This is a genomic window from Lentzea nigeriaca (assembly GCF_016907955.1).
Lineage (GTDB): Bacteria > Actinomycetota > Actinomycetes > Mycobacteriales > Pseudonocardiaceae > Lentzea > Lentzea nigeriaca.
The window spans coordinates 1,087,282-1,109,618 of sequence record NZ_JAFBCX010000001.1 but is presented as its reverse complement, the minus strand read 5'-3'; the positions used below and the strand labels follow the sequence as shown (position 1 = coordinate 1,109,618).

24 protein-coding genes are annotated in these 22,337 nt (G+C 70.2%); 16 read left to right on the top strand and 8 right to left on the bottom strand.

Annotation, left to right across the window (positions count from 1 at the left end; all coding sequences use genetic code 11):
• Positions 1-90 precede the first annotated feature (90 nt).
• Together JOD27_RS04390 and JOD27_RS04385 are read left to right on the top strand one after the other, a co-directional pair.
• Entirely contained in the window at positions 91-957 is an 867-nt protein-coding gene (locus JOD27_RS04390) for a DUF4231 domain-containing protein (RefSeq protein WP_204760750.1), read from the top strand.
• A gap of 10 nt (positions 958-967) precedes the next feature.
• Positions 968-2,299, top strand: a complete 1,332-nt coding sequence (locus tag JOD27_RS04385; RefSeq protein WP_204760749.1) for a tetratricopeptide repeat-containing protein — start codon at positions 968-970, stop codon at positions 2,297-2,299.
• Between the two features lie 91 nt (positions 2,300-2,390).
• Here JOD27_RS04385 and JOD27_RS04380 read toward each other — a convergent pair whose 3' ends face one another.
• The gene (locus tag JOD27_RS04380) at positions 2,391-2,585 is read right to left on the bottom strand and encodes a hypothetical protein (protein ID WP_204760748.1); all 195 of its coding nucleotides are present in this window, start codon (positions 2,583-2,585) and stop codon (positions 2,391-2,393) included.
• A gap of 38 nt (positions 2,586-2,623) precedes the next feature.
• Positions 2,624-3,010 (bottom strand): TerB family tellurite resistance protein, encoded by a 387-nt coding sequence (locus tag JOD27_RS04375; protein ID WP_204760747.1) that lies wholly within the window; start codon positions 3,008-3,010, stop codon positions 2,624-2,626.
• A gap of 30 nt (positions 3,011-3,040) precedes the next feature.
• On the opposite strand from JOD27_RS04375, the gene JOD27_RS04370 reads away from it, so the two are divergent.
• From JOD27_RS04370 to JOD27_RS04320, 11 genes are read left to right on the top strand one after another with little or no spacing between them, the layout of a single operon-like run.
• On the top strand, positions 3,041-3,586 hold the full coding sequence (locus JOD27_RS04370; protein ID WP_204760746.1) for a helix-turn-helix domain-containing protein: 546 nt from the start codon (positions 3,041-3,043) through the stop codon (positions 3,584-3,586).
• Positions 3,587-3,613: 27 nt separating this feature from the next.
• Positions 3,614-4,693 carry an NAD(P)/FAD-dependent oxidoreductase gene (locus JOD27_RS04365; RefSeq protein ID WP_204760745.1) on the top strand — a complete coding sequence of 360 codons (1,080 nt, stop codon included), beginning with the start codon at positions 3,614-3,616 and terminating at the stop codon, positions 4,691-4,693.
• Positions 4,690-4,872 (top strand): 2Fe-2S iron-sulfur cluster-binding protein, encoded by a 183-nt coding sequence (locus JOD27_RS47115; RefSeq protein WP_204760744.1) that lies wholly within the window; start codon positions 4,690-4,692, stop codon positions 4,870-4,872. The genes JOD27_RS04365 and JOD27_RS47115 overlap by 4 nt, the downstream gene beginning before the upstream one ends.
• Positions 4,869-6,059, top strand: a complete 1,191-nt coding sequence (locus JOD27_RS04355) for an NAD(P)/FAD-dependent oxidoreductase (RefSeq protein ID WP_204760743.1) — start codon at positions 4,869-4,871, stop codon at positions 6,057-6,059. The genes JOD27_RS47115 and JOD27_RS04355 overlap by 4 nt, the downstream gene beginning before the upstream one ends.
• On the top strand, positions 6,056-6,964 hold the full coding sequence (locus JOD27_RS04350; protein WP_204760742.1) for a dihydrodipicolinate synthase family protein: 909 nt from the start codon (positions 6,056-6,058) through the stop codon (positions 6,962-6,964). Before JOD27_RS04355 ends, JOD27_RS04350 begins: the two co-directional genes overlap by 4 nt.
• On the top strand, positions 6,961-7,953 hold the full coding sequence (locus JOD27_RS04345; protein ID WP_204760741.1) for a proline racemase family protein: 993 nt from the start codon (positions 6,961-6,963) through the stop codon (positions 7,951-7,953). The genes JOD27_RS04350 and JOD27_RS04345 overlap by 4 nt, the downstream gene beginning before the upstream one ends.
• A gap of 17 nt (positions 7,954-7,970) precedes the next feature.
• Positions 7,971-8,831 (top strand): hypothetical protein, encoded by an 861-nt coding sequence (locus tag JOD27_RS04340; protein WP_204760740.1) that lies wholly within the window; start codon positions 7,971-7,973, stop codon positions 8,829-8,831.
• A complete protein-coding gene (locus JOD27_RS04335; protein WP_204760739.1) occupies positions 8,828-9,478 on the top strand; it encodes a VOC family protein in 651 nt (216 codons plus the stop codon). The genes JOD27_RS04340 and JOD27_RS04335 overlap by 4 nt, the downstream gene beginning before the upstream one ends.
• A 39-nt stretch (positions 9,479-9,517) precedes the next feature.
• Entirely contained in the window at positions 9,518-11,962 is a 2,445-nt protein-coding gene (locus JOD27_RS04330) for an ABC transporter permease (protein ID WP_204760738.1), read from the top strand.
• Entirely contained in the window at positions 11,959-12,558 is a 600-nt protein-coding gene (locus JOD27_RS04325; RefSeq protein ID WP_307829884.1) for an ABC transporter ATP-binding protein, read from the top strand. Before JOD27_RS04330 ends, JOD27_RS04325 begins: the two co-directional genes overlap by 4 nt.
• A complete protein-coding gene (locus JOD27_RS04320; RefSeq protein ID WP_307829883.1) occupies positions 12,534-13,154 on the top strand; it encodes an ATP-binding cassette domain-containing protein in 621 nt (206 codons plus the stop codon). Before JOD27_RS04325 ends, JOD27_RS04320 begins: the two co-directional genes overlap by 25 nt.
• On the opposite strand, the gene JOD27_RS04315 is transcribed toward JOD27_RS04320, so the two are convergent.
• Positions 13,145-13,537 carry a winged helix-turn-helix transcriptional regulator gene (locus JOD27_RS04315; RefSeq protein WP_239566313.1) on the bottom strand — a complete coding sequence of 131 codons (393 nt, stop codon included), beginning with the start codon at positions 13,535-13,537 and terminating at the stop codon, positions 13,145-13,147. The two genes, JOD27_RS04320 and JOD27_RS04315, sit on opposite strands and share 10 nt — an antisense overlap.
• A 27-nt stretch (positions 13,538-13,564) precedes the next feature.
• Between JOD27_RS04315 and JOD27_RS04310 the strand changes: the two genes are divergently transcribed.
• The gene (locus tag JOD27_RS04310; protein ID WP_239566312.1) at positions 13,565-14,128 is read left to right on the top strand and encodes a hypothetical protein; all 564 of its coding nucleotides are present in this window, start codon (positions 13,565-13,567) and stop codon (positions 14,126-14,128) included.
• A 4-nt stretch (positions 14,129-14,132) separates the two neighbouring features.
• Here JOD27_RS04310 and JOD27_RS04305 read toward each other — a convergent pair whose 3' ends face one another.
• Positions 14,133-14,579, bottom strand: coding sequence for an Lrp/AsnC family transcriptional regulator (locus JOD27_RS04305; protein ID WP_204760736.1), 447 nt, complete (start codon positions 14,577-14,579; stop codon positions 14,133-14,135).
• Positions 14,576-15,697, bottom strand: coding sequence for a M24 family metallopeptidase (locus JOD27_RS04300; protein WP_204760735.1), 1,122 nt, complete (start codon positions 15,695-15,697; stop codon positions 14,576-14,578). Before JOD27_RS04300 ends, JOD27_RS04305 begins: the two co-directional genes overlap by 4 nt.
• 28 nt (positions 15,698-15,725) lie before the next feature.
• On the opposite strand from JOD27_RS04300, the gene JOD27_RS04295 reads away from it, so the two are divergent.
• Positions 15,726-16,670 (top strand): 5'-3' exonuclease, encoded by a 945-nt coding sequence (locus JOD27_RS04295; RefSeq protein WP_204760734.1) that lies wholly within the window; start codon positions 15,726-15,728, stop codon positions 16,668-16,670.
• Between the two features lie 28 nt (positions 16,671-16,698).
• On the opposite strand, the gene JOD27_RS04290 is transcribed toward JOD27_RS04295, so the two are convergent.
• On the bottom strand, positions 16,699-18,669 hold the full coding sequence (locus JOD27_RS04290; RefSeq protein ID WP_204760733.1) for a CHAP domain-containing protein: 1,971 nt from the start codon (positions 18,667-18,669) through the stop codon (positions 16,699-16,701).
• A gap of 264 nt (positions 18,670-18,933) precedes the next feature.
• Here JOD27_RS04290 and JOD27_RS04285 point away from each other — a divergent pair, with 264 nt between their 5' ends.
• A complete protein-coding gene (locus JOD27_RS04285) occupies positions 18,934-20,325 on the top strand; it encodes a CHAP domain-containing protein (RefSeq protein ID WP_204760732.1) in 1,392 nt (463 codons plus the stop codon).
• Positions 20,326-20,335: 10 nt separating this feature from the next.
• Here JOD27_RS04285 and JOD27_RS04280 read toward each other — a convergent pair whose 3' ends face one another.
• Both JOD27_RS04280 and JOD27_RS04275 read right to left on the bottom strand, forming a co-directional pair.
• Positions 20,336-21,505, bottom strand: a complete 1,170-nt coding sequence (locus JOD27_RS04280; RefSeq protein WP_204760731.1) for a GNAT family N-acetyltransferase — start codon at positions 21,503-21,505, stop codon at positions 20,336-20,338.
• Positions 21,506-21,562: 57 nt separating this feature from the next.
• Positions 21,563-22,234: a DUF4333 domain-containing protein gene (locus JOD27_RS04275; protein WP_204760730.1), complete on the bottom strand. Its 672-nt coding sequence runs from the start codon at positions 22,232-22,234 to the stop codon at positions 21,563-21,565.
• Positions 22,235-22,337: the final 103 nt, after the last annotated feature.

The following is a 22,337-nucleotide window of genomic DNA, read 5'->3' as shown; positions in this document are numbered from 1 at the left end:
CCCGAAGAGACCACCGTTAGGGCTCCGTCGTGGTAACACACGTTTGGTGGCGCACGATCAGCGTTGTCGGACGAGGAAGAGAGAACTCTGATGGACGACCAGCACCTGCCCGGCTTCTACCACGACGCCGAGGAGGCCTCCCGGAGCGGCCAGCGCGCGACGCTGCTGCTCAGCCGGGTCCGGCTCCTCGGCGCGGTGGTCGCGGCGGTGGGTGGCGCGTTCAAGTGGAAGGTGGGCGGCGGCGTCGACGTGTGGGCCTGGGTGGCCCTGATCGGCTTCCTCATCGCGCTGTTCGGCGAGTTCCTCCTCTGGGTCATGCACCCCGAGCTGAAGTGGAACGCGGGCCGCGCGGTGGCCGAACGCGTGAAGTCCCTCGGCTGGCGCTACGCCGTGGCGGGCGACCCGTTCCCGCTCACCTCGCCCGACGCCCGCGGCGACCTGGAGAAGGCCGTCATCGACGCGGCGGCGGAGCACCGCGGGACGTTGCTGCTCACCGGTGACAACCCGGCGGGCGAGGTCGTGATGACCGGGTTGCGGGACAAGCCCTTCCCCGAACGCAGGACCGCCTACTGCGACAACCGCGTGCGCAGGCAGCTCGACTGGTACCACGACAAGGCCGCATCCAACGAGATCAGGGCGAACGTCGCGCGCGTCCTGCTGTTCGCGGGTGAGTTCATCGCGATCCTGTTCGCGATCCTGCGCATCACCGGCGCGTGGGACGTCGACCTGTCCGGTGTCATGGCCGCGGCGGTCGCGGGCGGTGCCGCGTGGATAGGGCTGCGGCAGTACGAGAACCTCAAGGTCGCCTACTCGGCGGCCGCCGGCGAGCTGGCCGGCATGCACAAACGGCTCCTGCGCACCGACGAGAGCGACTGGCCCACCACCGTCGCCGAGGCGGAGGCCGTGATCAGCACCGAACACGCCGCGTGGCTCGCGTCGCGCCCCAGCACGACCTGAGAGGACCACTGTGACGACCGACGAGCCGATGACGATCTTCGTCGCGATGCCGGGCACGACGCTCGGCGAACGCGCGAAGTGGACCGACATCAAGCAGATCAAGGCGGGCCTGTACGACCCGCTGGCCGCGAAGCTGCAGGAACGGCTCGGCCGCCCGGTGCAGGTCCAGATCGAGAAGGAACGGCGCGAGTCCGGTCCCATCAACCACACGATGTTCGCCGAGGCGTTCAACGCCGAGGTCTACATCGCCGACCTCACCGGCGCCAACCCGAACGTGTACCTGGAGCTGGGCGTGCGCTGGGCCGTGCGGGACAACGTGACGGTGCTGGTGAGCCAGAACCAGGACGACGTGCGGTTCAACGTGTCCGGCAACAGGGTCGTGCCCTACAGCAACCGCTACGACGAGCTGGCCGAGGCGCACGAGGTCATCCTCAGCATGATCATGCACGGCCTCACGAGGAAGAACGTCGACAGCCCCGTGCGGCTGGGCAGCGGGCTGACCACTGTGCCCACCGGCATGATCGACGAGCTCCACGCGAAGATCGCGGAGCTGGAGCACGCCCGCGGCGACGACCTCTTCAACGAGGCCATGGCCGCACCGCACGAGGAACGCGTCGCGAAGCTGCGCCGCGTGCTGCTGCTGAACGACACGAGAGCCGACGTGCACGGCGAGCTCGGCAAGGCGCTGCGCAAGCAGGGCGACTTCTCCGGTGCCATCCACCACCTCGGGCTCGCCACCCGGCTGGAGTCCCGCGGCGCGCACTGGTGGCGGGAGCTCGGCATCGCCCAGAGCCGCAACGAGAACCTGCCGGAAGCGATCTACTCGCTGACCGAGGCGGTGAAGCTGAACGCCGCGGACAAGGAGGCCTTCTCCGGCCTGGGCGGGGCGCACCGGCGGCTCGCTCGTGCCACCGGCGACAGCACCGAGCTGCGCAAGGCCCGTGACGCGTACCGCAAGGCCAGCGAGATCGCGGAGGACGACCTCTACGCCCGCGCCAACGCCGCGCGGCTCGACGTCCAGCTCGCCGCGACCGACGACGAGCGGGAGGCGGCCGTGGAGACGTTCCGCGACCTCAACCCGCTGGCGACGTGGAAGACCAAGAACCCGAAGGCGGACTGGGAGTGGCTGGACCTCGCGGACACGTTCGCGTTCTCCGGTGACACCACCGCCGCCCTGGACGCGGTGCGCCGGGGCATGGAGCGGTTCGAGCCGGAACACCGGGCCACCACGGCGCGGACCGCGATGGAGCCGATCCAGGACATGCTCGGCGCGGGCACGTTGCCCGCCACCGTCTCGGACGCGCTGAGCAGGATGCTGAAGGAGTACGAGTCGTACCTGTGATCGAGTCGGAGGTCATGCGCATCGGCCTCGCACCGGGGTTCCCGCCACATCGGCGTCCGCGGTTCTCGCTGAGTCATCTGCCGCAACGCCGTCACAGTCGCCGTGAGCATGGGCAACGGCAGCCCGACCCCGAGCCACCGTCGGCCTTCCGCGCGATCCGTTCGAGCTCCTGCGGCATGAACGCGGCCACCTCGACCATCGACTCCGGCACCGTCCACAGCAGGCGGGCGAAGTCGTGGACGAGGTGCTGATCGACCTGCAGCTCACCGCCGCCGGCGAGCAGCACCTCGTCGACCTGGCCGGAGAGTTCGTGACGAGGCTCCGTCAGGCGAGCGCCTCGACGACGCGGGTCACCATCTCCTTCTCGGTCGCGGCCACCTCGCCGTCCGCGCCCGCCACCGAGCGGCACATCTCCGTCACGGCGGCGCGGAAGATCTCGACGTCGCGCGGTTCGTGGGCGTTGATGATCTGGACGGCTTCCTTCAGCGCGGCGAGAACGCCGACCTCCACATCGGACGCCGTTCCCTTCGGCAGCGAGGGCGGGGCGGCGGCGATGACGGCGCGCAGGTCGTCCGAGAGCAGGGTCATCGCCCTGATACCGGCGTGGCTCTCCTCCTCGACCGAGCCGGGGTCCGCCGTGGACACCAGCACCATTGCACCGAAAACGGCTGTGCGGAGGGTCTGCCCCTCCGCCTCCGTGTACGCAGTCATGGGCGCAAGCCTATGCAACGATCAGTGGTTATGAGTGCGGGTCAGGTGCTCGGCGCCAACATCAGGGCGTTCCGGGAGCAGCGCGGGTTGTCACTGTCGGAGCTCGCGCGGCGGTCGTCCATCGCCAAGGGCACGCTGTCCCAGCTGGAGAGCGGGTCGGGCAACCCGACCATCGAAACAGTGTTCAGTTTGTCGAACGCTTTGGACGTTCCGGTGTCGGAGCTCGTGACCGAGCGGACGCCGCCGGACGTCGTGCTGGTGCGGGCGCGGGACGTCGAGGTGCTCAGCAGCAATGCCGTCGACCTGCGGCTGATGCGGCGGATGGACATCGCCGACACCGTCATCGAGATCTACGACCAACGGGTGCGGCCGGGTGCCGTGCAGACCAGCGAAGGTCATCCCGGCAAGGAGCACGTGCTGGTCACGGGTGGCCGGCTGCGCGTGGGGCCGACCGACGGGCCGTACGAGCTGGGGCCAGGCGACTACGTGTGCTTCCCCGGCTCGACCCCGCACCTGTACGAGACTCTCGACGGAGAAGTGAGCTCGGTACTGGTGCTGGAGTATCCGAAGCACTAACGTTCATTCTAATGAACGGAGGTGGCGATGCACCCGGACGTCGTGGTCGTGGGAGCGGGCATCATCGGGGCCGCGTGCGCGCAGGCGCTGCGAGCACGCGGGCTCGACGTCGTCGTCATCGACCGCAGCGGAGCGGCGTCGGGCACCAGTGCGGCCGGTGAGGGCAACGTCCTGGTCAGCGACAAGGAGCCCGGCCCCGAGCTCGAACTGGCCAAGGCCAGCCGGGAGCTGTGGCCCGAACTGGCCCAGGACGCCGAGTGGGAGGAGAAGGGCGGGCTGGTCGTCGCCACTACCGAGGAGGCCTGCGAGCCCCTCGAGGCGTTCGCCGCGAAGCAACGGGCGGCGGGCATCGACGCCTGCGAGCTCACCGCCGACGAGGCCCTGGCCCACGAGCCGCACCTCAACCCGGAGATCACGGCGGCTGTCCACTACCTGCAGGACGCGCAGCTCAACCCGGTCAAAGCCACGAGGGCCCTGCTGCGCGGCATCAGGATCATCGACGCCGAGGTGTCCACAACGGACGGTCGCAGTGTCACCACGACCAACGGTGTGATCAGCTGCGGCGCCGTCGTCAACGCCACTGGCCCGTGGGCACGTCAGTTCGGCGTGAACGTGCTGCCCCGGCGCGGCGTCGTCCTGGTCACCACCCCGATCCCCGGCACGATCCGGCACAAGGTCTACGACGCGGACTACGTCGGCGCGGTCGCGAGCGGTGACGCCGACCTGCAGACGTCCGGCGTCGTCGAGTCGACCCAGGCGGGCACGGTGCTGATCGGGTCGAGCCGCCAGCGCAAGGGCTTCGACGGCACGATCGAGAGCAAGGTGCTGAAAGCGTTGGCACGCAAAGCGATCGCGCTCTTCCCGATGCTCGCCGGCGTCCCGGTGATGCGTGCGTACGGAGGGTTCCGTCCGTACGCGCCGGACCACCTGCCGATCATCGGCGAGGACCCGCGCACGCCGGGTCTGTGGCACGCCACGGGCCACGAGGGCGCGGGCGTCGGTCTCGCCCCTGCCACCGGCCGCCTGCTCGCCGACCTGCTCACCGGCTCCACCCCGCTCGTCGATCCCCACCCGTTCCGCGTCGATCGCCAGGAGGTGATGGTGTGAAGGTCACGTTCAACGGCCGGGACCGCGAGGTCTCGCACGTCGCCGAACTGCTGCCAGGACGGTTCTTCTGCGGCATCGGCGTCTGCTTCGGCTGCGTCGCCGAGATCAACGGCGTGCCCGAGGTCCGCGCGTGCCGGCACCAGCTGCGGGACGGCGACGAGATCAGGACGCAACGATGAGGATCGTCGTCGTGGGCGCGGGCCCTGCCGGGATGGCCGCCGCCAGAACAGCCGCCGACGCGGGAGCCGAGGTCACGATGGTCGACTCGGAACCCGAGGCGGGCGGCCAGTTCCTGCGCGGCCGGGCGAAGTTCGAGCACAGGGGCGTCACGCACCTGAAGAACACCGAAGCCTGGATGGTCGAGGGGCACACACTGCATCTGCGCGGTCCCCGGCAACTCCACTTCGACGCCCTGATCATCGCGACCGGCGCCTACGACCGCCCCCTGCCGTTCCCCGGCTGGGACGGCCCCGGCGTGATCACCGCGGGCGCCGCCCAGGCCCTCGCCAAGCAGGGCGTGACCCTCGCCGACCGCGTGATCGTCGCGGGCACGGGCCCGTTCCTGCTGCCCGTCGCCACCGCGCTGCAGAACCTCGGCGCCACCCTCGTCGGCGTGTACGAGGCGAACTCCCCGCTCGCCTGGGCGCGCGAAACAAAGGCCGTGCTCGCCAACCGGCACAAGATCGCCGAACTGGCGAGCTACCGCAAAGCACTGTCCCACCTGGAAACCCGCACGGCCGTGATCGCCAAGCACGGCGACCGCGTCACGGTCGCGAAACTCGACCGCCACTGGCGCCCGGTCAGTCATCGCACCGAACACGCCGACCTGGTGTGCATCGGCTACGGCTTCCTCCCGCGCACCGACCTCGTGCCGAACGCCAAGCGCACCAACGACTTCCTCGACGTCGACGAACTCCAGCGGACGTCGGTCGAGAACGTCTACGCGGCAGGCGAGGTCACCGGCATCGGCGGCGCGGACCTCGCCGAAGCGGAAGGCATCATCGCCGGAGCCGCAGCGGCACACCAGGAACCGCCGCTCATAGCAGTCGAAGCGGTGCGCAGGGGCCGCCTGTTCGCCCAGGCCCTGGCCCGCGCACACGCCGTCCAGCCTGGCTGGCAGACGTGGCTGAACCCCGACACCACCGTGTGCCGGTGCGAAAAGGTCAGCCTCGCCGACCTCACCGACGCCGCCAGCATGCGCGAGCTCAAGCTCACCAGCCGCGTCGCGATGGGCCGCTGCCAGGGCCGCATCTGCGCCCGCAACGCGGCGGACCTGACCGGCATCCCGTTCGACGGGCAACGCCGCGTGATCGCGGTCCCGATCCCCCTTGGCGAACTCGCCGATCTCCCGGAGGAAACCTCATGACCGAACGTCTCGACGGCGTCATCGTCGCCACCGCACTCCCCTACGCCGAGGATCCGAAGGCCCCGGCCGGTCTGCGCCCCGACCTCGACAAGCTCGCCGAGCACTGCCAGTGGGTCGTCGAGAACGGCTGCCGCGGCGTGGGGCCCAACGGCTCGCTCGGCGAGTACTCGTCGCTGACCGACGCGGAACGCCGTGAGGTCGCCCAGACCGCCATCGCGGCGGTGAAGGGCCGTGGCATCGCGGTCATCGGAGTCCACGGCGTGGGCGCGCACCAGGCCCGGCACTGGGCGGAACTGGCGGCGGAGGACGGCGCAGACGGCGTGCTGTGCCTGCCGCCCACGATGTACCGGGCGAACCGCGGCGAGGTCGTGCACCACTTCCGCGAGGTCGCCAAGGCCGGGCTGCCGATCATGGTCTACAACAACCCGATCGACACCAAGGTCGACCTCACCCCGGACCTGATCGCCGAGCTGGGCCAGATCGAGCACGTCGTGGCGGTGAAGGAGTTCTCCGGCGACGTCCGCCGCGTGCTGGAGATCAGGGCCGCCGCCCCGCACCTCACCGTCGTGGCCGGCGCCGACGACGTGGTGCTGGAAAGCCTGCTGATGGGCGCCACGGGCTGGTTCGCGGGCTACCCCAACGTGTTCCCCGCCGAGTGCACCGAACTGTTCGAGCTGGCGCTGGCGGGCAAGCTCACGGAGGCCCGCACGCTGTACGAACGCCTCGTGCCCGCGTTCCGCTGGGACTCGCGCACCGAGTTCGTCCAGGCCATCAAGCACTCCATGGACTTCGTGGGCCGCTACGGCGGTCCGTGCCGTCCGCCGCGCGGCCCGTTGTCGCCCGAACAGCGCGCCCAGGTCGACGCCGACATGAAGCTGGCTGCCCGAGAATTGGACACGGCATGAGGTTCGCGAAGTACTTCAGCGCCGTCGACTCGCACACCGAGGGCATGCCGACGCGGGTGATCACCGGCGGCGTCGGCGTGATCCCCGGCGAGACCATGGCCGACAAGCGCCTCGACTTCATCAAGAACCATGACCACATCCGGCGGTTGCTGGTCAACGAACCGCGCGGCCACGCGGCGATGAGCGGCGCGATCCTGCAGCCGCCGACCCGCCAGGACGCGGACTGGGGAGTGCTCTACATCGAGGTGTCCGGCTGCCTGCCGATGTGCGGCCACGGCACCATCGGCGTGGCGACAGTGCTGGTGGAGACCGGCATGGTCGAGGTGACCGAGCCCGTCACGACGGTCCGCCTGGACACCCCGGCCGGTCTGGTCCTCGCCGACTACGACACCCGCACGAAGCTCGTGACGATCCGCAACGTCCCGGCCTACGCGCACGAGCTGGACGCGACGGTCGAGGTCCCGGGCCTCGGCGAGGTCCGCTACGACATGGCCTACGGCGGCAACTTCTACGCGATCCTGCCGCTGGAGCAGCTCGGCATCCCGTTCGACCGGGCCGAGAAGGACCGGATCCTGGCCGCCGGACTGTCCATCATGGACCAGATCAACGCGGTGAACCGCCCGGTGCACCCGGTGGACGCCGCGATCGGCGGCTGCAAGCACGTCCAGTTCACCGCGCCTGGCCAGGACGGCGCCCACTCGCGCAACGCGATGGCGATCCACCCCGGCTGGTTCGACCGGTCGCCGTGTGGCACGGGCACCTGCGCCCGGATGGCCCAGCTGCACGCGCGCGGCGAGCTCGGACTCGGTGCGGACTTCGTGAACGAGTCGTTCATCGGCACCAGGTTCATCGGCCGGTTGCTCGAAGAGGTTCCGCTGGGTGACCGAACGGCCGTGGTGCCCACAGTGGCCGGTCGCGCCTGGATCACCGGCATGGGCCAGTACCTGCTGGACGCGACCGATCCTTTCCCGGAGGGATTCTCGCTCTAGTCGTTACGCTCTGTGCCGTGACGACGACGCCAAGTCTGGAAGCGCTGCTGCGCATCGGACCGTTCCACGCGGCTCTGCGCGCGGCCATCCGCCGCCGCGGGCTCACCCTGGAACGGCTTCGGCTACGCCTCGCGCAACAGGACGTGGCGGTCGCGCTGTCGACCCTGAGCGACTGGCAGCAGGGCCGGGTCCGCCCGATCTCGCCGAAGTCGCTCAGGGCCGTGTCGGTGCTCGAGGAACTGCTGGAGGTGCCGTCCCGCTCGCTGCTCAGCCTCCTGGAACGCGCGGATCCGGGCGGCTGGCCGGACGTCGTGCCCGGCATGATGCCCGGCTTCAACACCAACGACCTGGAGGTCGTGTCCCGCCACGACAGGATCTTCGTCGACGCCCGACGGCACGCGTCACGCATCCACGTGAGCATGGTCGCCCGCGCGCGGCACGACGGCGTCGACCGCTTCTACGCGCACTACTTCTGCGACGACTCCGTGCACGAGGTCCGGCACGAGGCGGTCCGCAACTGCCGGATCGGCCGGTCCGCGCGCGACGAGGCCGAGCACGTGACGGTGGACGAGCTGCTCTTCGACCGGCCACTCGCGACGGGTGAGACGTGGGTGTTCGAGTTCGTCGTCCACGACGCGACGCAGGTCGACAGCTTCGAGTACGCGCAGGGCGTGCGGTGCTTCCTCCCGCAGAGCCTGATCGAGGTGCACTTCGACCCGGCGGCGCTGCCCACCGATCCGCACGTGTACCTGCAGGACTGGCAGGAGACCGAGCCGCATCGGACGATCGACCTGGCGCTGGACCACACGAATTCGGTGCACCACTTCGAGACCGACGTGTCGGTGAACTGGATCGGCATCCGCTGGAGGTGGGCATGATCACGACCGACTTCGTGCCGGGCGCCCCGGCGTGGATCGAACTGGGCAGCCCGGACCGCGACGCCACCGCGGCGTTCTACGGGCGCGTGCTCGGCTGGGGCCTCGGCGACCAGTTCACCCACGAGGGCAGGACGGTCGCCGGACACGCGGCGCGGGAAACAGGCGCGTGGACCATCCATTTCGCGGTGGCGGACGCCGATCAAGCTGCTCAGGCGGTCGTGGCGGCCGGTGGCACGATCCACGACCGGACGATGGCCGATCCGCAGGGCGCGGAGTTCGGGGTGTGGCCGCACGCCGGGCTCGACGTCGTGTCGGTTCCGGGAGCGCTGACGTGGCTGGAACTCCACTCTCCCGCCGACGCCTCCTTCTACCGCACGGTGTTCTCCTGGGACGCCATCACGATTCCCGGCGCTCCCGGCGAATTCGTCCGCCCCGCGGGAACGGGTGCGGGCCGGTTGTTCGGCGCGGTGGTCGGGGACTCCGAGGCTTACTGGTTGCCGTACTTCGAGGTGACCGATGTGGATCAGGCCGCCGGCGCGGCCGAGGAGGTCGTCGAGCCCTACGAGCTGGACGGAGTCGGCCGGATCGCCGTGCTCGTCGACCCGTTCGGAGCCCGGTTCGGCGTCATGCGTTCCGTTACCTCCTGAAGCCTCCCCAAATCGCGGTACGCCGGTTAGCGTGCGCTGGTGCAGGTGCCGTGGAGAGCCGCGCCCAGGGCAGCGCTGTCGAGCCCGCTCACGTTGCTGGTGAGCATCGCGACGACGTTGCTGCTGGGCTTCGTGGTGGCCGCGGCCGTGCTGCACTCGTCCTCCGCCGGGAGCGCCGCTCTCGCCTACCAGCGGGACCGGATCTGCCCGCAGTCCGTGCACCCGTCGCTGGACGGCGACGGGCTGCCGCTCGCCGGCGCTGTCACGATGTCCTCGCGCAGCCCGCTGGGCGCGGTCTACACCCGGATCGGCCGCCCCGACTTCAACGGGCTCGCGACCTACGGCCGCTTCGGATATCGGCCGGACGCCCTGTCGCACCTGACGGTCGTCGAAGGCGGTGGCAAGGGGTTGTGGGTGCCGCGGACGATCGCCACCGCGGCACACGTGAAGGTCGGTGATCGGCTGACCGGGTCGCCGCTCGTGGTGAGCGCGATCTACGCCGACCTGGCGCATCCGGTGTCCGGGTGGTGGTGTTCCGAGGCGAAGACCGTCGTGCCGAACCCGTTGGGCGGCGACGGTGCCAGCACGTCGGTGATCTGGGTGCCTCAGCCTTCCGACCTTTCCGCGCTGCCGCCGGAGTTCTCGTCCGGGGCTTCGGTGTCGCTGAGGTTCCCCGCCGAACCCGTGTCCACGCTCGCCGAGGCGGAGGTGTTGCGGGACAAGGGGAACGCGCTCATCACCTCGCTCGGGCTGCCGTTGACGCGGGCGGACGTGCTGTCGTCCGCGATCACGGCGGCGAGGACCTCGGAGCGCAACGTCTCGTCGGCGTTGCTGCCGTTGGTGCTCATCAGCGTGCTGGTGGGGCTCGCGGGTGTCGGCACGGTGACCGTGCAATGGGCTCAGCGCAGGCATTCCGAGCTGCGGCTGCTCTGGGTGCGCGGGGCCGGACCGCTCGCGCTCGGCCTGCGCGGTGTGTCGGAGCTCGGTTTGCCGTTGGTGCTGGGCGGGTTGCTCGGGCTGGCGGCGGCTCGGCTGTTGCTGCCGCTCTACGCACCCGGGGTCGCGTTGGCTCCTGGAACGCTCTGGGTGGCGATGGGCTTCGTTCTCGCCGTGGTCGTCGCATCGTTGGCGGTGACGGTGCTGGTGGCCTCCTGGCGGGTGCACCGGACGTTCCAGCGGCGCGCCCGTTCGTGGCGGCTTTCTGTGGTGCCGTGGGAACTCGTCGTTGTCGCACTGGCTGTACTGGCGTGGCTTCGCCTGTCCCGCAACGGGTTGGGCACGGTGGTGAAATCGAGCGAGCTGCCGCGGGTCGACGTGGCCGCGCTGACGTTCCCGCTGCTGGTCGTGCTGGCGGCGGCGCTGGTCGCGACGCGGCTGCTGCGGTGGTCGCTCGCCTGGTCGCATCGCGTGCAGTGGTGGCGGGTTCCCGCCGCGCAGTTCGCGCTGCGCCGGCTCGCGGCCGCGGTGGGCCCGGTGACCGGTGTGGTGCTGGTCGGTGTGCTGGCCGTCGGGACGATCGCGGTGGGCAGTGCGGTGGCGGGGGCGCAGAAGTCGGCGCTCGACTCGAAGTCGGGTGTGTTCGTCGGCGCCAACAGCACGGCGCAGGTGTCCCAGGACATCGCTCTCGGACGGGTGGCGCTGCCGTCGTCGTTGCGGGGCAACACAACTCTCGTGGGCGTGAGCACGGGCGCGTTGATCGTGGATCCCGCGACGTTCACGGACGCGGCGCTCGTGGACGACGCTGCTTCGGTGCGCTCGCTGCTGTCCGGGCTTCGCCGCACCGGCGAGGTCGCTCCCGCCGTGCGGATCGGGCGCGCGGCGGACCGGGAGATCCAGATCGCGGGGCTGCCGCTGGTGAAGCCGGTGGCGTCGCTGCCGTCGTTCCCGAAGCTGGGCACACGGGGCTACGTCGTCGCGCGGGAGTCCGTGCCCGCGGTGGACCAGGTGGGGTCATGGCACCTGTGGTCGTCATTGCCGTTGCCCGCCTTGACTTCCTCGTTGCAGGCGGCGGGCATCCACTACACGAACGTCGAGGAGAGGACGCGGGTCCTCGACGGGCTGCCGTTCCTGACCGTGGAGTGGACGTTCGCCTTCGTGGCCGCGATCGGCGTGGTGCTGGCAGTGGTGGCCGCGGTGGCGCTGCTGCTGGCGATCGAGGTGCGGCGGCGGCAGAACGCGGTCTCCGGCGCGTTGTCGGCGCGGATGGGCATGCGGCCGTCCGTGTTGTGGACGAGCCATCTGCTGGAGGTGGGCGCACTGGCGTTGGTGGCCGTGGCGATCGGCGCGGTGGCTTCGTTCGTGAGCGCCGGGTTCGCGGTGCCGCGGCTGGATCCCGCGCCGTGGCTCAACCCCGCCCCGATGCTGCCCGACCTGACACCGTTGCTGGGCTCGATGGTGCTGGGCGGGTTCGTGGTCGTCGTCGTGGCGGCATGGCTGGCGTTGCGGGGTGTCCGCACCGCGCGGATGGGAGAACTGCTCAGGTGATCCGCGCTCATGGCGTCGGGGTGTCCTACGGGCCGGTGCGTGCCGTCTCGGACGTGTCGCTGACGATCGCGCCCGGCCTCACCGTGCTGTCCGGGCCATCCGGGTCGGGCAAGTCGACGCTGCTGCGGGTGCTGTCGTTGGTCGAACGGCCTTCGGTGGGTGAGGTCTTCGTGCACGACCGGCCGACGTCCGGGCTGTCGTGGGCGCAGCTCAGGTCGTTGCGGCGCAAGGAGATCGCGATCGTCTTCCAGAACCCGTCCGACAACCTGATCTCGCACCTGACCGTCGGGGAGAACCTGCGGGCGGCCGGGGCGGCGGATCTGTCCATTCTGGACCGGTTGGGACTGGGCGGATCCGGGACGTGGCGGATCGGCGCGTTGTCCGGCGGGCAGCAGCAGCGGCTCGCGTTCGGCTGTGCGCTGGCGCGCGGGGCTTCCGTGGTCGTTGCGGACGAGCCGACCTCACAGCTGGACGTGCGGTCCGCTGACCTGGTGCTGGAGACGCTGGCGTCGTTGCCGGTGCCGGCCGTGGTGGCGTCGCACGATCCGCGGTTGGTCGAGCTGGCGGATCTGTGCGTTCCGCTGGTGGCGTCGTGATCCGGGCGGCCGGGGTGCACCGGTCCTTCGACGGCGTTTCGGTGCTGCGCGGGGTGGATCTCGCGGTGTCCGCCGGGGAGCTCGTGACGCTGAGCGGGCCGTCCGGGTCAGGGAAGACGGCGCTGCTGTCGTTGTTGTGCGGCTTCGACTCCCCGGACAGCGGGACCGTCTCGCCAGGGCTCGCCTCGTGGTCGGACTGCGCTGTGCTGCCGCAGTCGCTGGGGCTCGCGTCGGAGCTGACGCTGGAGGAGAACGTCGCGCTGCCGTTGCGGTTGGCCGGACGGGCGGTGGACGGGGTGTCCGGGCTGCTGGCCGAACTGGGGATCGACGGGCTGGGGGCGCGGTATCCCGGGCAGGTGTCGTTCGGGCAGCAGCAACGGGCGGCGCTGGCTCGTGCCGTGGTGGCACGGCCCGCGGCGTTGCTCGCCGATGAACCCACGGCGCACCTGGACGCTGCCAGTGCGGTGGCGGCGGTGGGGTTGCTGCGGCGGGTCGCCGACGAGGGTGCCGCGGTGCTGATCGCCACGCACCACGACGCGGTGCACGCCGTCGCGGATCGGGTGCTGGAGCTGGTGGACGGTCAGGTTCAGGGCTGACCGGTGGGCAGTGCGCAGCTCATCACTTCACCGTTGGTGTGTTGCAGGTGCGTCTCGCCCCACACGCGGACGCTCTCCACGACGGGCAGAACCGTTGTCCCGTAAGGCGTGAGCCGGTAGATCACGGGCGCCGGCACCGGTCCGGTCTCCAGGCGCTCGACGAGCCCGTCCGCCTCCAGCTCCCGCAGCTGCTCGGCGAGGACCTTCGGCGTGATCGGCTCGGCCCGGCGGCGCAGACCGGCGAAGTGCGACTGGCCGTGCGCGAGCCAGTACACCAGCGTCAGCTTCCACTTCCCGCCGATCGCCGCGAACGCCGCCGCCATCGGGCAGCCGGGCAGCGGGTTGGGCCGCGCGAGGTTACCTGCAGGTGCCTTCTTGTTCATGGTGGTGGCTCCGTCGACAGTCGAATCATGAACATGCGCAGACTGCTCACCGTGCCACACGTCCGCGTTTTGGTCGCGTGCCTCGTGTTTCTCACACTGACCGGCTCTGCGTCGGCGGACACCGCCGACGGGCAACGGGACTTCGACTGGGAGCTCGGGACGTGGCACACGGACGTGCGAGTGCTCGCCGATCCGTTGTCGGACACCGAGGACCAGTGGCTCCAGTTCAGCGGCACGTCGGTCGTGCGGCCGCTGATGGACCGGCGGGCGAACGTCGTCGAGCTGAACGTCACCGGACCGGCAGGACGGATCGAGGGCCTCAACATGCGCCTCCACGAGCCGCAGGCGCAGCGCTGGAGCCTGACGTTCGTCAACATGCGCGACGGCCTGCTCACGCCGTCGGTGTACGGCGGGTTCCACGACGGCGTCGGCGAGTTCTACGGCGACGACCAGCTCGGCGGCCGCCCGATCAGGGTGCGTTTCCTCATCCACCGGCAGGGCAAGGACTGCGCGACGTTCGAGCAGGCGTTCTCCCAGGACGGTGGTAAGTCCTGGGAGACCAACTGGATCGCGGTCGACCGCCGCACCTGAGAGCTCAGACCGCGGGAGGCCTGTCCTCGTAAGGCGTCGACAGCACGACCGTCGTGCGCGTCGACACGTTGGCCGACTCCCTGATCTTCTGGAGCAGCTCCTCCAGCGCCGTCGGTGAGGCGACGCGCACGCGCAGCACGTACGACGCGTCGCCCGCCACCGAGTAGCAGGCCTCGATCTCCGGCAGGTGCTCGAGGCGCTTCGGGTAGTCGTCCGGCTCGGCGGGGTTGATCGGGAAGAGCGAGATGAACGCCGACATCGGCAGGCCGATCTCGGCGCCGTCCAGCCGCGCGGCGTAGCCCTTCAGGATGCCGCGCTGCTCCAGCCGCTTCACGCGCTGGTGCACGGCCGACACCGACAGGCCCACCCGCTCGGCCAGGTCGGTGAAGCTGCACCGGCCGTCCGAGGCGAGTTCCCTCAGTATCGCTCGGTCGATCTGCTCGAGGGTCAAAGCACCACCAGCTCGTGAGGTCGGTTGTTGAAGGACTCGACGCCGTGCTCGGTGGCGACGACGATGTCCTCGATGCGCGCGCCCCAGCGGCCGGGCAGGTAGATGCCGGGCTCGACGCTGAAGGCCATGCCGGCCTCGAGCGGCAGCGCGTTGCCGCTGACGATGTAGGGCTCCTCGTGCACGTCGAGGCCGATGCCGTGCCCGGTGCGGTGCACGAAGTACTCGCCGAAGCCCGCGTCGGTGATGACCTTGCGGGCGACGTTGTCGATCTCCTCGCACGTGACGCCCGGCTTCACGGCCTCGACGGCGGCCTGCTGCGCGGCCTGCAGGACGGCGTAGGTGTCCCACACGTCGTCATGGGTCGGCTCACCCATCACGTAGGTGCGGGTCGAGTCGGAGTTGTAGCCCTCGGCGACCGGGCCGCCGATGTCGATGACCACGACCTCGCCCGCCTCGATCACGCGGTCGGAGTCGCGGTGGTGCGGCGACGCGCCGTTCGGCCCGGAGCCGACGATCACGAAGTCGGCGACGGTGTGGCCTTCCTCGACGATCGCGGCGGCGATGTCCTGGGCGACCTCGCGCTCGGTGCGGCCCACGCGCAGGAACTCGCCCATGCGCGCGTGCACCCGGTCGATCGCCTGGCCTGCCTTGCGCAACGCCGCGATCTCACTGGCGTCCTTGCGCATGCGCAGCTCGCGGATGATGGGCCCCGCGAGGCTCTGCGGCCCGCCGATGGCGTTGCCGAGCTTGATCGTGTGCAGGGCGGGCATCATGTCCGCCACGGCCGTGCTCGTCCCCTTGATCGCGGCCTTGACCAGCGCGTACGGGTCCTCGCCGTCGACCCACGTGACGACCTGGACCCCGAGCTCGTCGGTCGGGATGGCGGCGTAACCGGGCTGTTCGAGCTTCGGCACGACGAGCGTCGGTGTGCCGCCGACGGGCAGCGCGAGGCAGGTGAGCCGCTCGAAGGAGTCGCCACCGGCACCGATCAGGTACCGCAGGTCCGAGCCGGGCGAGATGAGGAGGGCGTCGACGCCCGCCTGCTCTGCGGCTGCGGTGGCGCGGTCAAGCCGCGCACGCAGCGCGGACACGTCGATGGGCCCGGTGATCGTTGCCATGGCCAGAAGCCTAGTAGCTTGTCGGGTTGTGAGCTCTCCCCTGGTGCTGCTCGACTCCGCGAGCCTCTACTTCCGGTCGTACTACGCGCTGCCGGACTCGATGACCGCGCCCGACGGCACGCCGGTGAACGCCGTGCGCGGCTTCGTCGACACGATCGCCCGCGTCATCACCGACCGCGGCGCCGGCCGCCTCGTCGCCTGCCTGGACGCCGACTGGCGCCCGGAGTTCCGCGTGAAGGCCCTCCCGTCCTACAAGGCCCACCGCGTGGCCGAGGACGCCGTCGACGGCGAGGAGGAGGTGCCCGACACCCTCACGCCGCAGATCCCGATCATCCTCGACGTCCTCGACGCCGCAGGCATCTGCACCGGCGAGGCGGCGGGCTACGAGGCCGACGACGTGATCGGCGCCCTCGCCCACCGCGAGGCCACGTCCCCCGTCGAGGTCGTCACCGGCGACCGCGACATGTTCCAGGTCGTACGCCTCGAACCCACCCCCGTCCACGTCGTCTACGTGGGCCGCGGCTGGAACAAGGCCGAGGTCCTCGGCCCCGCGGAACTGGCGGCCAAGTACGCGCTCCCGGTCGAGAACGCCGGCTCGGCCTACGCCGACATGGCCGTCCTGCGCGGCGACCCCTCCGACGGCCTGCCGGGCGTGGCGGGCATCGGCGAGAAGACCGCGGCGAAGCTCATCACCGAGTTCGGCTCCCTGGACGCCCTGCTCAAGGCGGTGAGCGATCCGATGGACCGCAAACTCACGACCAAGGCCCGCAACGCCCTGCTCGCCGCCGAGGACTACCTGGCCGCCGCCCCCACCGTCGTGCGGACGGCGCTGGACGCCCCCGTCGTCCTGGATCGCGACGACGCGGTGCCGCGCGTGCCCGCCGACCCCGAACGGCTGCGCGAGCTCACGCAGCGCTGGGGTCTGGGCAGCTCGGTGCCGCGCCTGGTCAACGCGATGGAGCGCCGCGCCTGACCGTGTGCCGGCCAGGCGCGGCCCGCGATCAGACGAAGGAGTCCGGGTAGCCGGCGTCCACGGCAGGTGACGAGACCGACGTCCAGCCGGTGCCGTCGAACCTGTCGCACAGCACGGTGCTCCCGGCGCCGACGCGGCGGCAGTACGACACGGTGCCGTCGTTGCCGGTCAACCAGGCCCGATCGCTGTCGTAGCCCCAGTCGCCGCGCCCCGTCGTCACCGACACCCAGCCGGAGGGCGTCAGCACCGTGCACACCAGCGCCTGGTAGTTCTGGTCACCCGCGCGCCCGCACAACGCCGGACCGTCCTTCGTCGACAAGTACGCTCGGTTGTCCGGATAGGCGGTGTCGACCTGCGGCGACGTCGTGCTCGTCCAGGCCGTTCCGTCGAACCTGTCGCACATGACCCGTCCACCGTCACCGACCCGGCGGCAGTACGACACGGTGCCGTCGGCGTTGGTGAGCCACGCGCGGTCCGCGTAGCCCCAGTCGCCGCGCGCCGACGTGACGGACACCCAGCCGGACGGCGTCTGCACAGTGCAGACCAGCGCCTGGTAGCCCGGGTCACCAGCTCGCCCGCACAACGCGGGACCGTCCTTCGTCGCGAGGTAGGTGCGGTTGTCCGGGTAACCCACGTCCACCTGCCCCGAGATCGAGCTGGACCACGCCATGCCGTCGAACCTGTCACAGCGGACCCGGCCGCCGTCCCCGACGCGGCCGCAGTACGACACCGTGCCGTCCCTGTTCACCAGCCAGGACCGGTCCGCGGAGTAGCCCCAGTCACCCGGCCCGGACGTCACCGAACGCCAGCCGGACGAGGTCAGCACCGTGCACACGAGAGCCTGGTAGGTGTCGCCGCCCGCCCGGCCGCAGAGCGCCGGGCCGTCCTTGGTCGACAGCACCGCCCGGTTCTCCGGGTAGCCGGCGTCGATCTGCGGCGACGTCGTGCTCGTCCAGGCCGTTCCGTCGAACCTGTCGCACATGACCCGTCCACCGTCACCCACCCTGCGGCAGTACGACACGCTGCCGTCCCTGTTCGGCAGCCACGTGCGGTCAGCGAGGTAGCCCCAGTCGCCGGCGCCCGTCGCCGCCGACGACCAGCCCGTCGCGGTGCGCATGGTGCAGACGAGGGCCTGGTAGTTCTGCGCGCCTGCCCGCCCGCACTCCGCCGGACCGTCCTTTGTGGGCAGATAGGCCCGGTCGGCGGCCTCGAAGCCCGTGGTGATCCGCTTGGCCGACGGCGGTGACGTGCCCGCGGAGTTCCGTGCCACGACGGCGTAGTTGTACGACTGTCCTGGCGAGACCCTCGCGTCGAGGTAGGTGGTGCCGCCGACCGCGGCCAGGAGCACACCGTCTCGGTAGACCTGGTAGTCGGCGGCACCGGCCGCGGCACCCCAGGACAGGTTCACCCGCGACCCGTGCACCAGAGCGGTGATCGCACCGGGAGCGCCCAGCGCGGGCGGCGGCGCGACGACGTCCTTGAAGTGGATGAAACCCGTCGGGTAGTAGCCGCCCGGCGTGAGCTTCTTCCAGTGGAAGTCGCCGCCGTAGTTGTCCTCCGAGACGATGACGTAGCCAGGACCGACTTCCTCGACGTACGCGACGTGCCCGTAGTAGCCCGAACCGTTCGAGTTGGAGTCCCACCACGCGATCGAGCCCACGGCAGGTGTGCCGTTGACGGCGACACCGTACTGAGCGGCGCGGGACCCCCACTGGTACGCGTTGCCGTAGCCCCGCAGATAACTCGCGTCCGCCCCGTTCCGGATGAGGCGGTAGGCCGCGTAGTTGGTGCAGTTGTGACCGGGGTACATGCCCCAGTAGGAGGTTCCGCTGTTCGCCGCGTAGTCCCCGTTGCCGCGACCGGCAGCGGCACACCCCTGGTATCCGGTGCAGAGGGTGGTCGACACCGCGGCGGCCATGGGTGTGATCAGGCCGGCGAGCACCACCGCGAGCGCTGCCAGCAGAACCAGACGTCTTCGCAAAACACGAGCGATCCGCACAAGCGACTCCTCTTCCCGGGAACGACAAGTTGCCTGTCGCGAAGTCACTCGCGCCGGTTAGCGCCCTGGCTCACGATCACACGGACCGCCCAGCCGGAATTCCTATGCGCAGACCCGTGGTCGACGTCGTCGCCAGGAGAACCACCCGCAATTCGCAATCTCGTTCACCCGGCTGCCACACGTCTCGGCGTCCACAGAGGACTATTCCTGCCGGGATGGGATGTCCGTTGTCACACCTGGACTTTCCGGCTCGATGGAGTTCGCATGACTCCAACTCGACACCGAAGACGACTGGCGGGCCTGGCCGGGCTGCTGGTTCTGCTGGCCACATTGCTCGTGCCCACTCCAGCGAACGCACTGGGCAACGACTACCCGTGGCCGCAGGCGAACATGAACCAGCTGTCGCCGCTGCGCTTCTACTACCGCAACTGCACCGACTACGCCGCCTGGACGCTCAACCAGCAACTCGGCGGATCCACGACCGACATCCGCTTCAACTGGAGCAGCATCCAGGTGAACAACAGCGGCCACGCCAAGGACTGGCGACAGGGTGCGATCAACCGCGGCAAGCCCGTGGACGACACGCCGAGACGTGGTGCCGTCGCCTGGTGGGGCTCGAACTACGGCGGCGGGTACGGGCACGTGGCCATGGTCGCCGAGGTGCGCGACGGGGGAAACACCGTCGTGGTGCACGAGTACAACCGCAGCTACACGGGCGTTTTCGGTGCTCGCACGCTCACCAGGTCGAACGGCTGGCCGGAGGCGTTCCTGCACATCGCCGACCTGCGCAACCCGGACGTCAGCGGGGACGGCCGAGCCGACCTCGTCATCGTCGCGACAGGGCCGACCGGTTCCGGCCGGACGGAGGCGCACGTCCTCGACGCCGCCACCGGCTACTCCACCTGGTACTCACACTGGGCCACCGCCGCGGGCTACAGCGGCGCGGACAGCGACCGCCACCTCGTCGGCGACGTCAACGGCGATGGCCGAGCTGACCTGGTGATCGTCGGCACGGGACCGACCGGGTCAGGTCGCACGGAAGCACACGTGCTCGACGGTGCCACCGGGTACTCGACCTGGCTCGCGCACTGGGCGACGGCAGCCGGCTATGGCAACTCCGCCGACCGCTTTCTCCTCGGCGACGTCAACGGAGACAGCCGAGCCGACCTCGTCATCGTCGGCACCGGCCCCACTGGATCAGGTCGCACCGAGGCACACGTGCTCGACGGCGCGACCGGCTACTCGACCTGGCTCGCACACTGGGCCACCGCAGCCGGCTACAGCGGCGCGGACAGCGACCGCCACCTCGTCGGCGACGTCAACGGCGACGGCCGGGCCGACCTCGTCATCGTCGGCACCGGACCGACAGGTTCCGGCCGCACCGAGGCACACGTGCTCGACGGCGCCACCGGGTACTCGACCTGGCTCGCGCACTGGGCCACAGCGGCCGGCTACGGCAACTCCGCCGACCGCTTCGTCCTCGGCGACGTCAACGGAGACAGCCGAGCCGACCTCGTCATCGTCGGCACCGGACCGACAGGTTCCGGCCGCACCGAAGCACACGTGCTCGACGGCGCCACCGGGTACTCGACCTGGCTCGCACACTGGGCCACAGCAGCCGGCTACGGCGACTCCACCCTCCGGTACGCCATGTGATCGAAACGCTCTAGAAGAACGTGCCGCAGTACGGCTTCCGGGCCACCGCGAACAACGCGTCGGCGTCGGCCAGGCGGGTCCCCTCGATCCGCTTGGCTGCCGCGAGCTGCGAGAACGTCGTGTCGCCGAGGTAGACGGCACCCAGCAGGTCGACCGGGATCGTCAGGTCGGCCTGCTCGTCGACGCGTTCGGCACCGTCCGGGGACACCCGGTAGCAGCCGTCGTTGGCGGGCAGCAACTTGTCGCGCACCTCGATCACGACCGCCTCGGCGGCGCCGTAGGTGCGGGCCGCGAGCATGCGCGGGACGTCGACCAGTCGCAGCCAGATCTCGTCGAACACGTCCTTGGTGACGACGACGCGCGGGTCCTCGAACAAGAGAGTCACCGGGTCGTCGAGAGACACCTCGTTCTCGATGTGGTCGATCAGGTCGAGGCGCAGCACGGCGATCCACAGGTCGCGCCAGGCGTCGTCGTTCGCCCACTCGAAGTCCTCAATGGACATCCGGTGTTTGAAGTCCTTCTCCGTGGACACCTTGTAGGTCAGGAAACCGTCGTCGCCGTCCGGTCCACTGTGGATGATGGTGACCGAGTTCTCCGCCTCGCCCTTGCGGTCGCGGGCCCTCGCCCACCAGCCCGGCCACCGGGAGATCTGCCCTGGCCTGTTCAGGCCGAACGCGTCGTGCAGCTCCAAAAGCAGCTTGTCGGCCGTGTCCTGGTCGACCATCCGCACCCGGCCGGTCATCTCGCCTGGGATCACGGCACGTTTCGCGTCGATCTCCACGAACCGCACGCGTCCCGCGAGTCCGTAGCCGAAGCGGCCGTAGATGCGCCCCTCGGAGGCGCGCAGCGTGGCCACCGGATCGGGAAGCGCCGAGAGTTGCTCGCGCATCAGGGAGGTCAGTACGCCGCGGCGCGTGTGGTCAGCACGCACGCCGACCCGTGAGATGGCGGAGTGTGGCACCACGGAGCCACCGGGCACCACGAGAGAGGAACCGAACGACGCGGTCGTCCCGACCATCTCGTCGTTCTCGAACGCCGCCAGCACCCGACCGGCCTCGTAGGAGTGCCGGGCCACCTCCCACTGCTCGTCGGAGGCGGGCGGCCAGTGCATCGCGCGGCGGAACAGCGTGCTGTGGGCGCGATACTGCGCCTCGTCGTCGAGTACGCGGATGTCAGTCACGCCCGCGATCGTGGCGTACGCACGACCGCGGGCGCACCCGAGTTTCCGCTGCGAGGATCAGCCGGTGGGCTGGCCCACCTCGTACTCGCCGTCCTCGGTCTTGACGACGATCTTGACCTTCTTGTCCTTGCCGCCGACCTGGACCTTGCACTCGAACGAGGTGTTGGGCTTGACCTCGTTCTCGCCGGTGCAGGTCGCGCTGCCGACGTCGGAGATCTTGTACTCGTCCTTCAGGATCTGGACGATGCCGGTCTGCACGGCGGTGTTGTCGAAGATCTTCTTCTTGAAGAAGGCGGGCGACACGAAACCGGCGAACAGCACGCCACCGACGAGCACCACGACGACGACCGCGGCTACCCAGATGGCCGCGCTCGACTTCTTCTGCGGCACCGGCGGGCCGAAGCCCGGCTGCTGCCCGTACGGGTTGGGCTGCTGACCGGGGTACTGCTGCGTCTGCTGGCCGTACGGGTCGCCCTGCACGGGCGTGCCGTACGGGTTCGACTGGGGCTGCTGGGGCACGCCGTACTGCTGCGTCTGCTGCTGCGACGGATCGAAACCGGGGTACGGCTGCTGCTGGCCCGGCTGGGGCTGCGGCGGGCCGTAGGGGTTCTGAGCCGGGAAGCCGCCGGACGGGGTGCCGGGAGGGAAACCGCCACCGTAGGGCTGCTGCGGCTGGCCCCAGGGCTGCTGCGGATCGTTCCCTCCGGACGGTCCGTACGGGCTGCTCATCTGTCGACCTCCGTGTGTACGACGTTGCGGCGCGATCCAACCACACCGTTGACGTCAGTCTTTACTCCGACTCGCAAAACCTTTGTCAGGCCCTCGTCACATG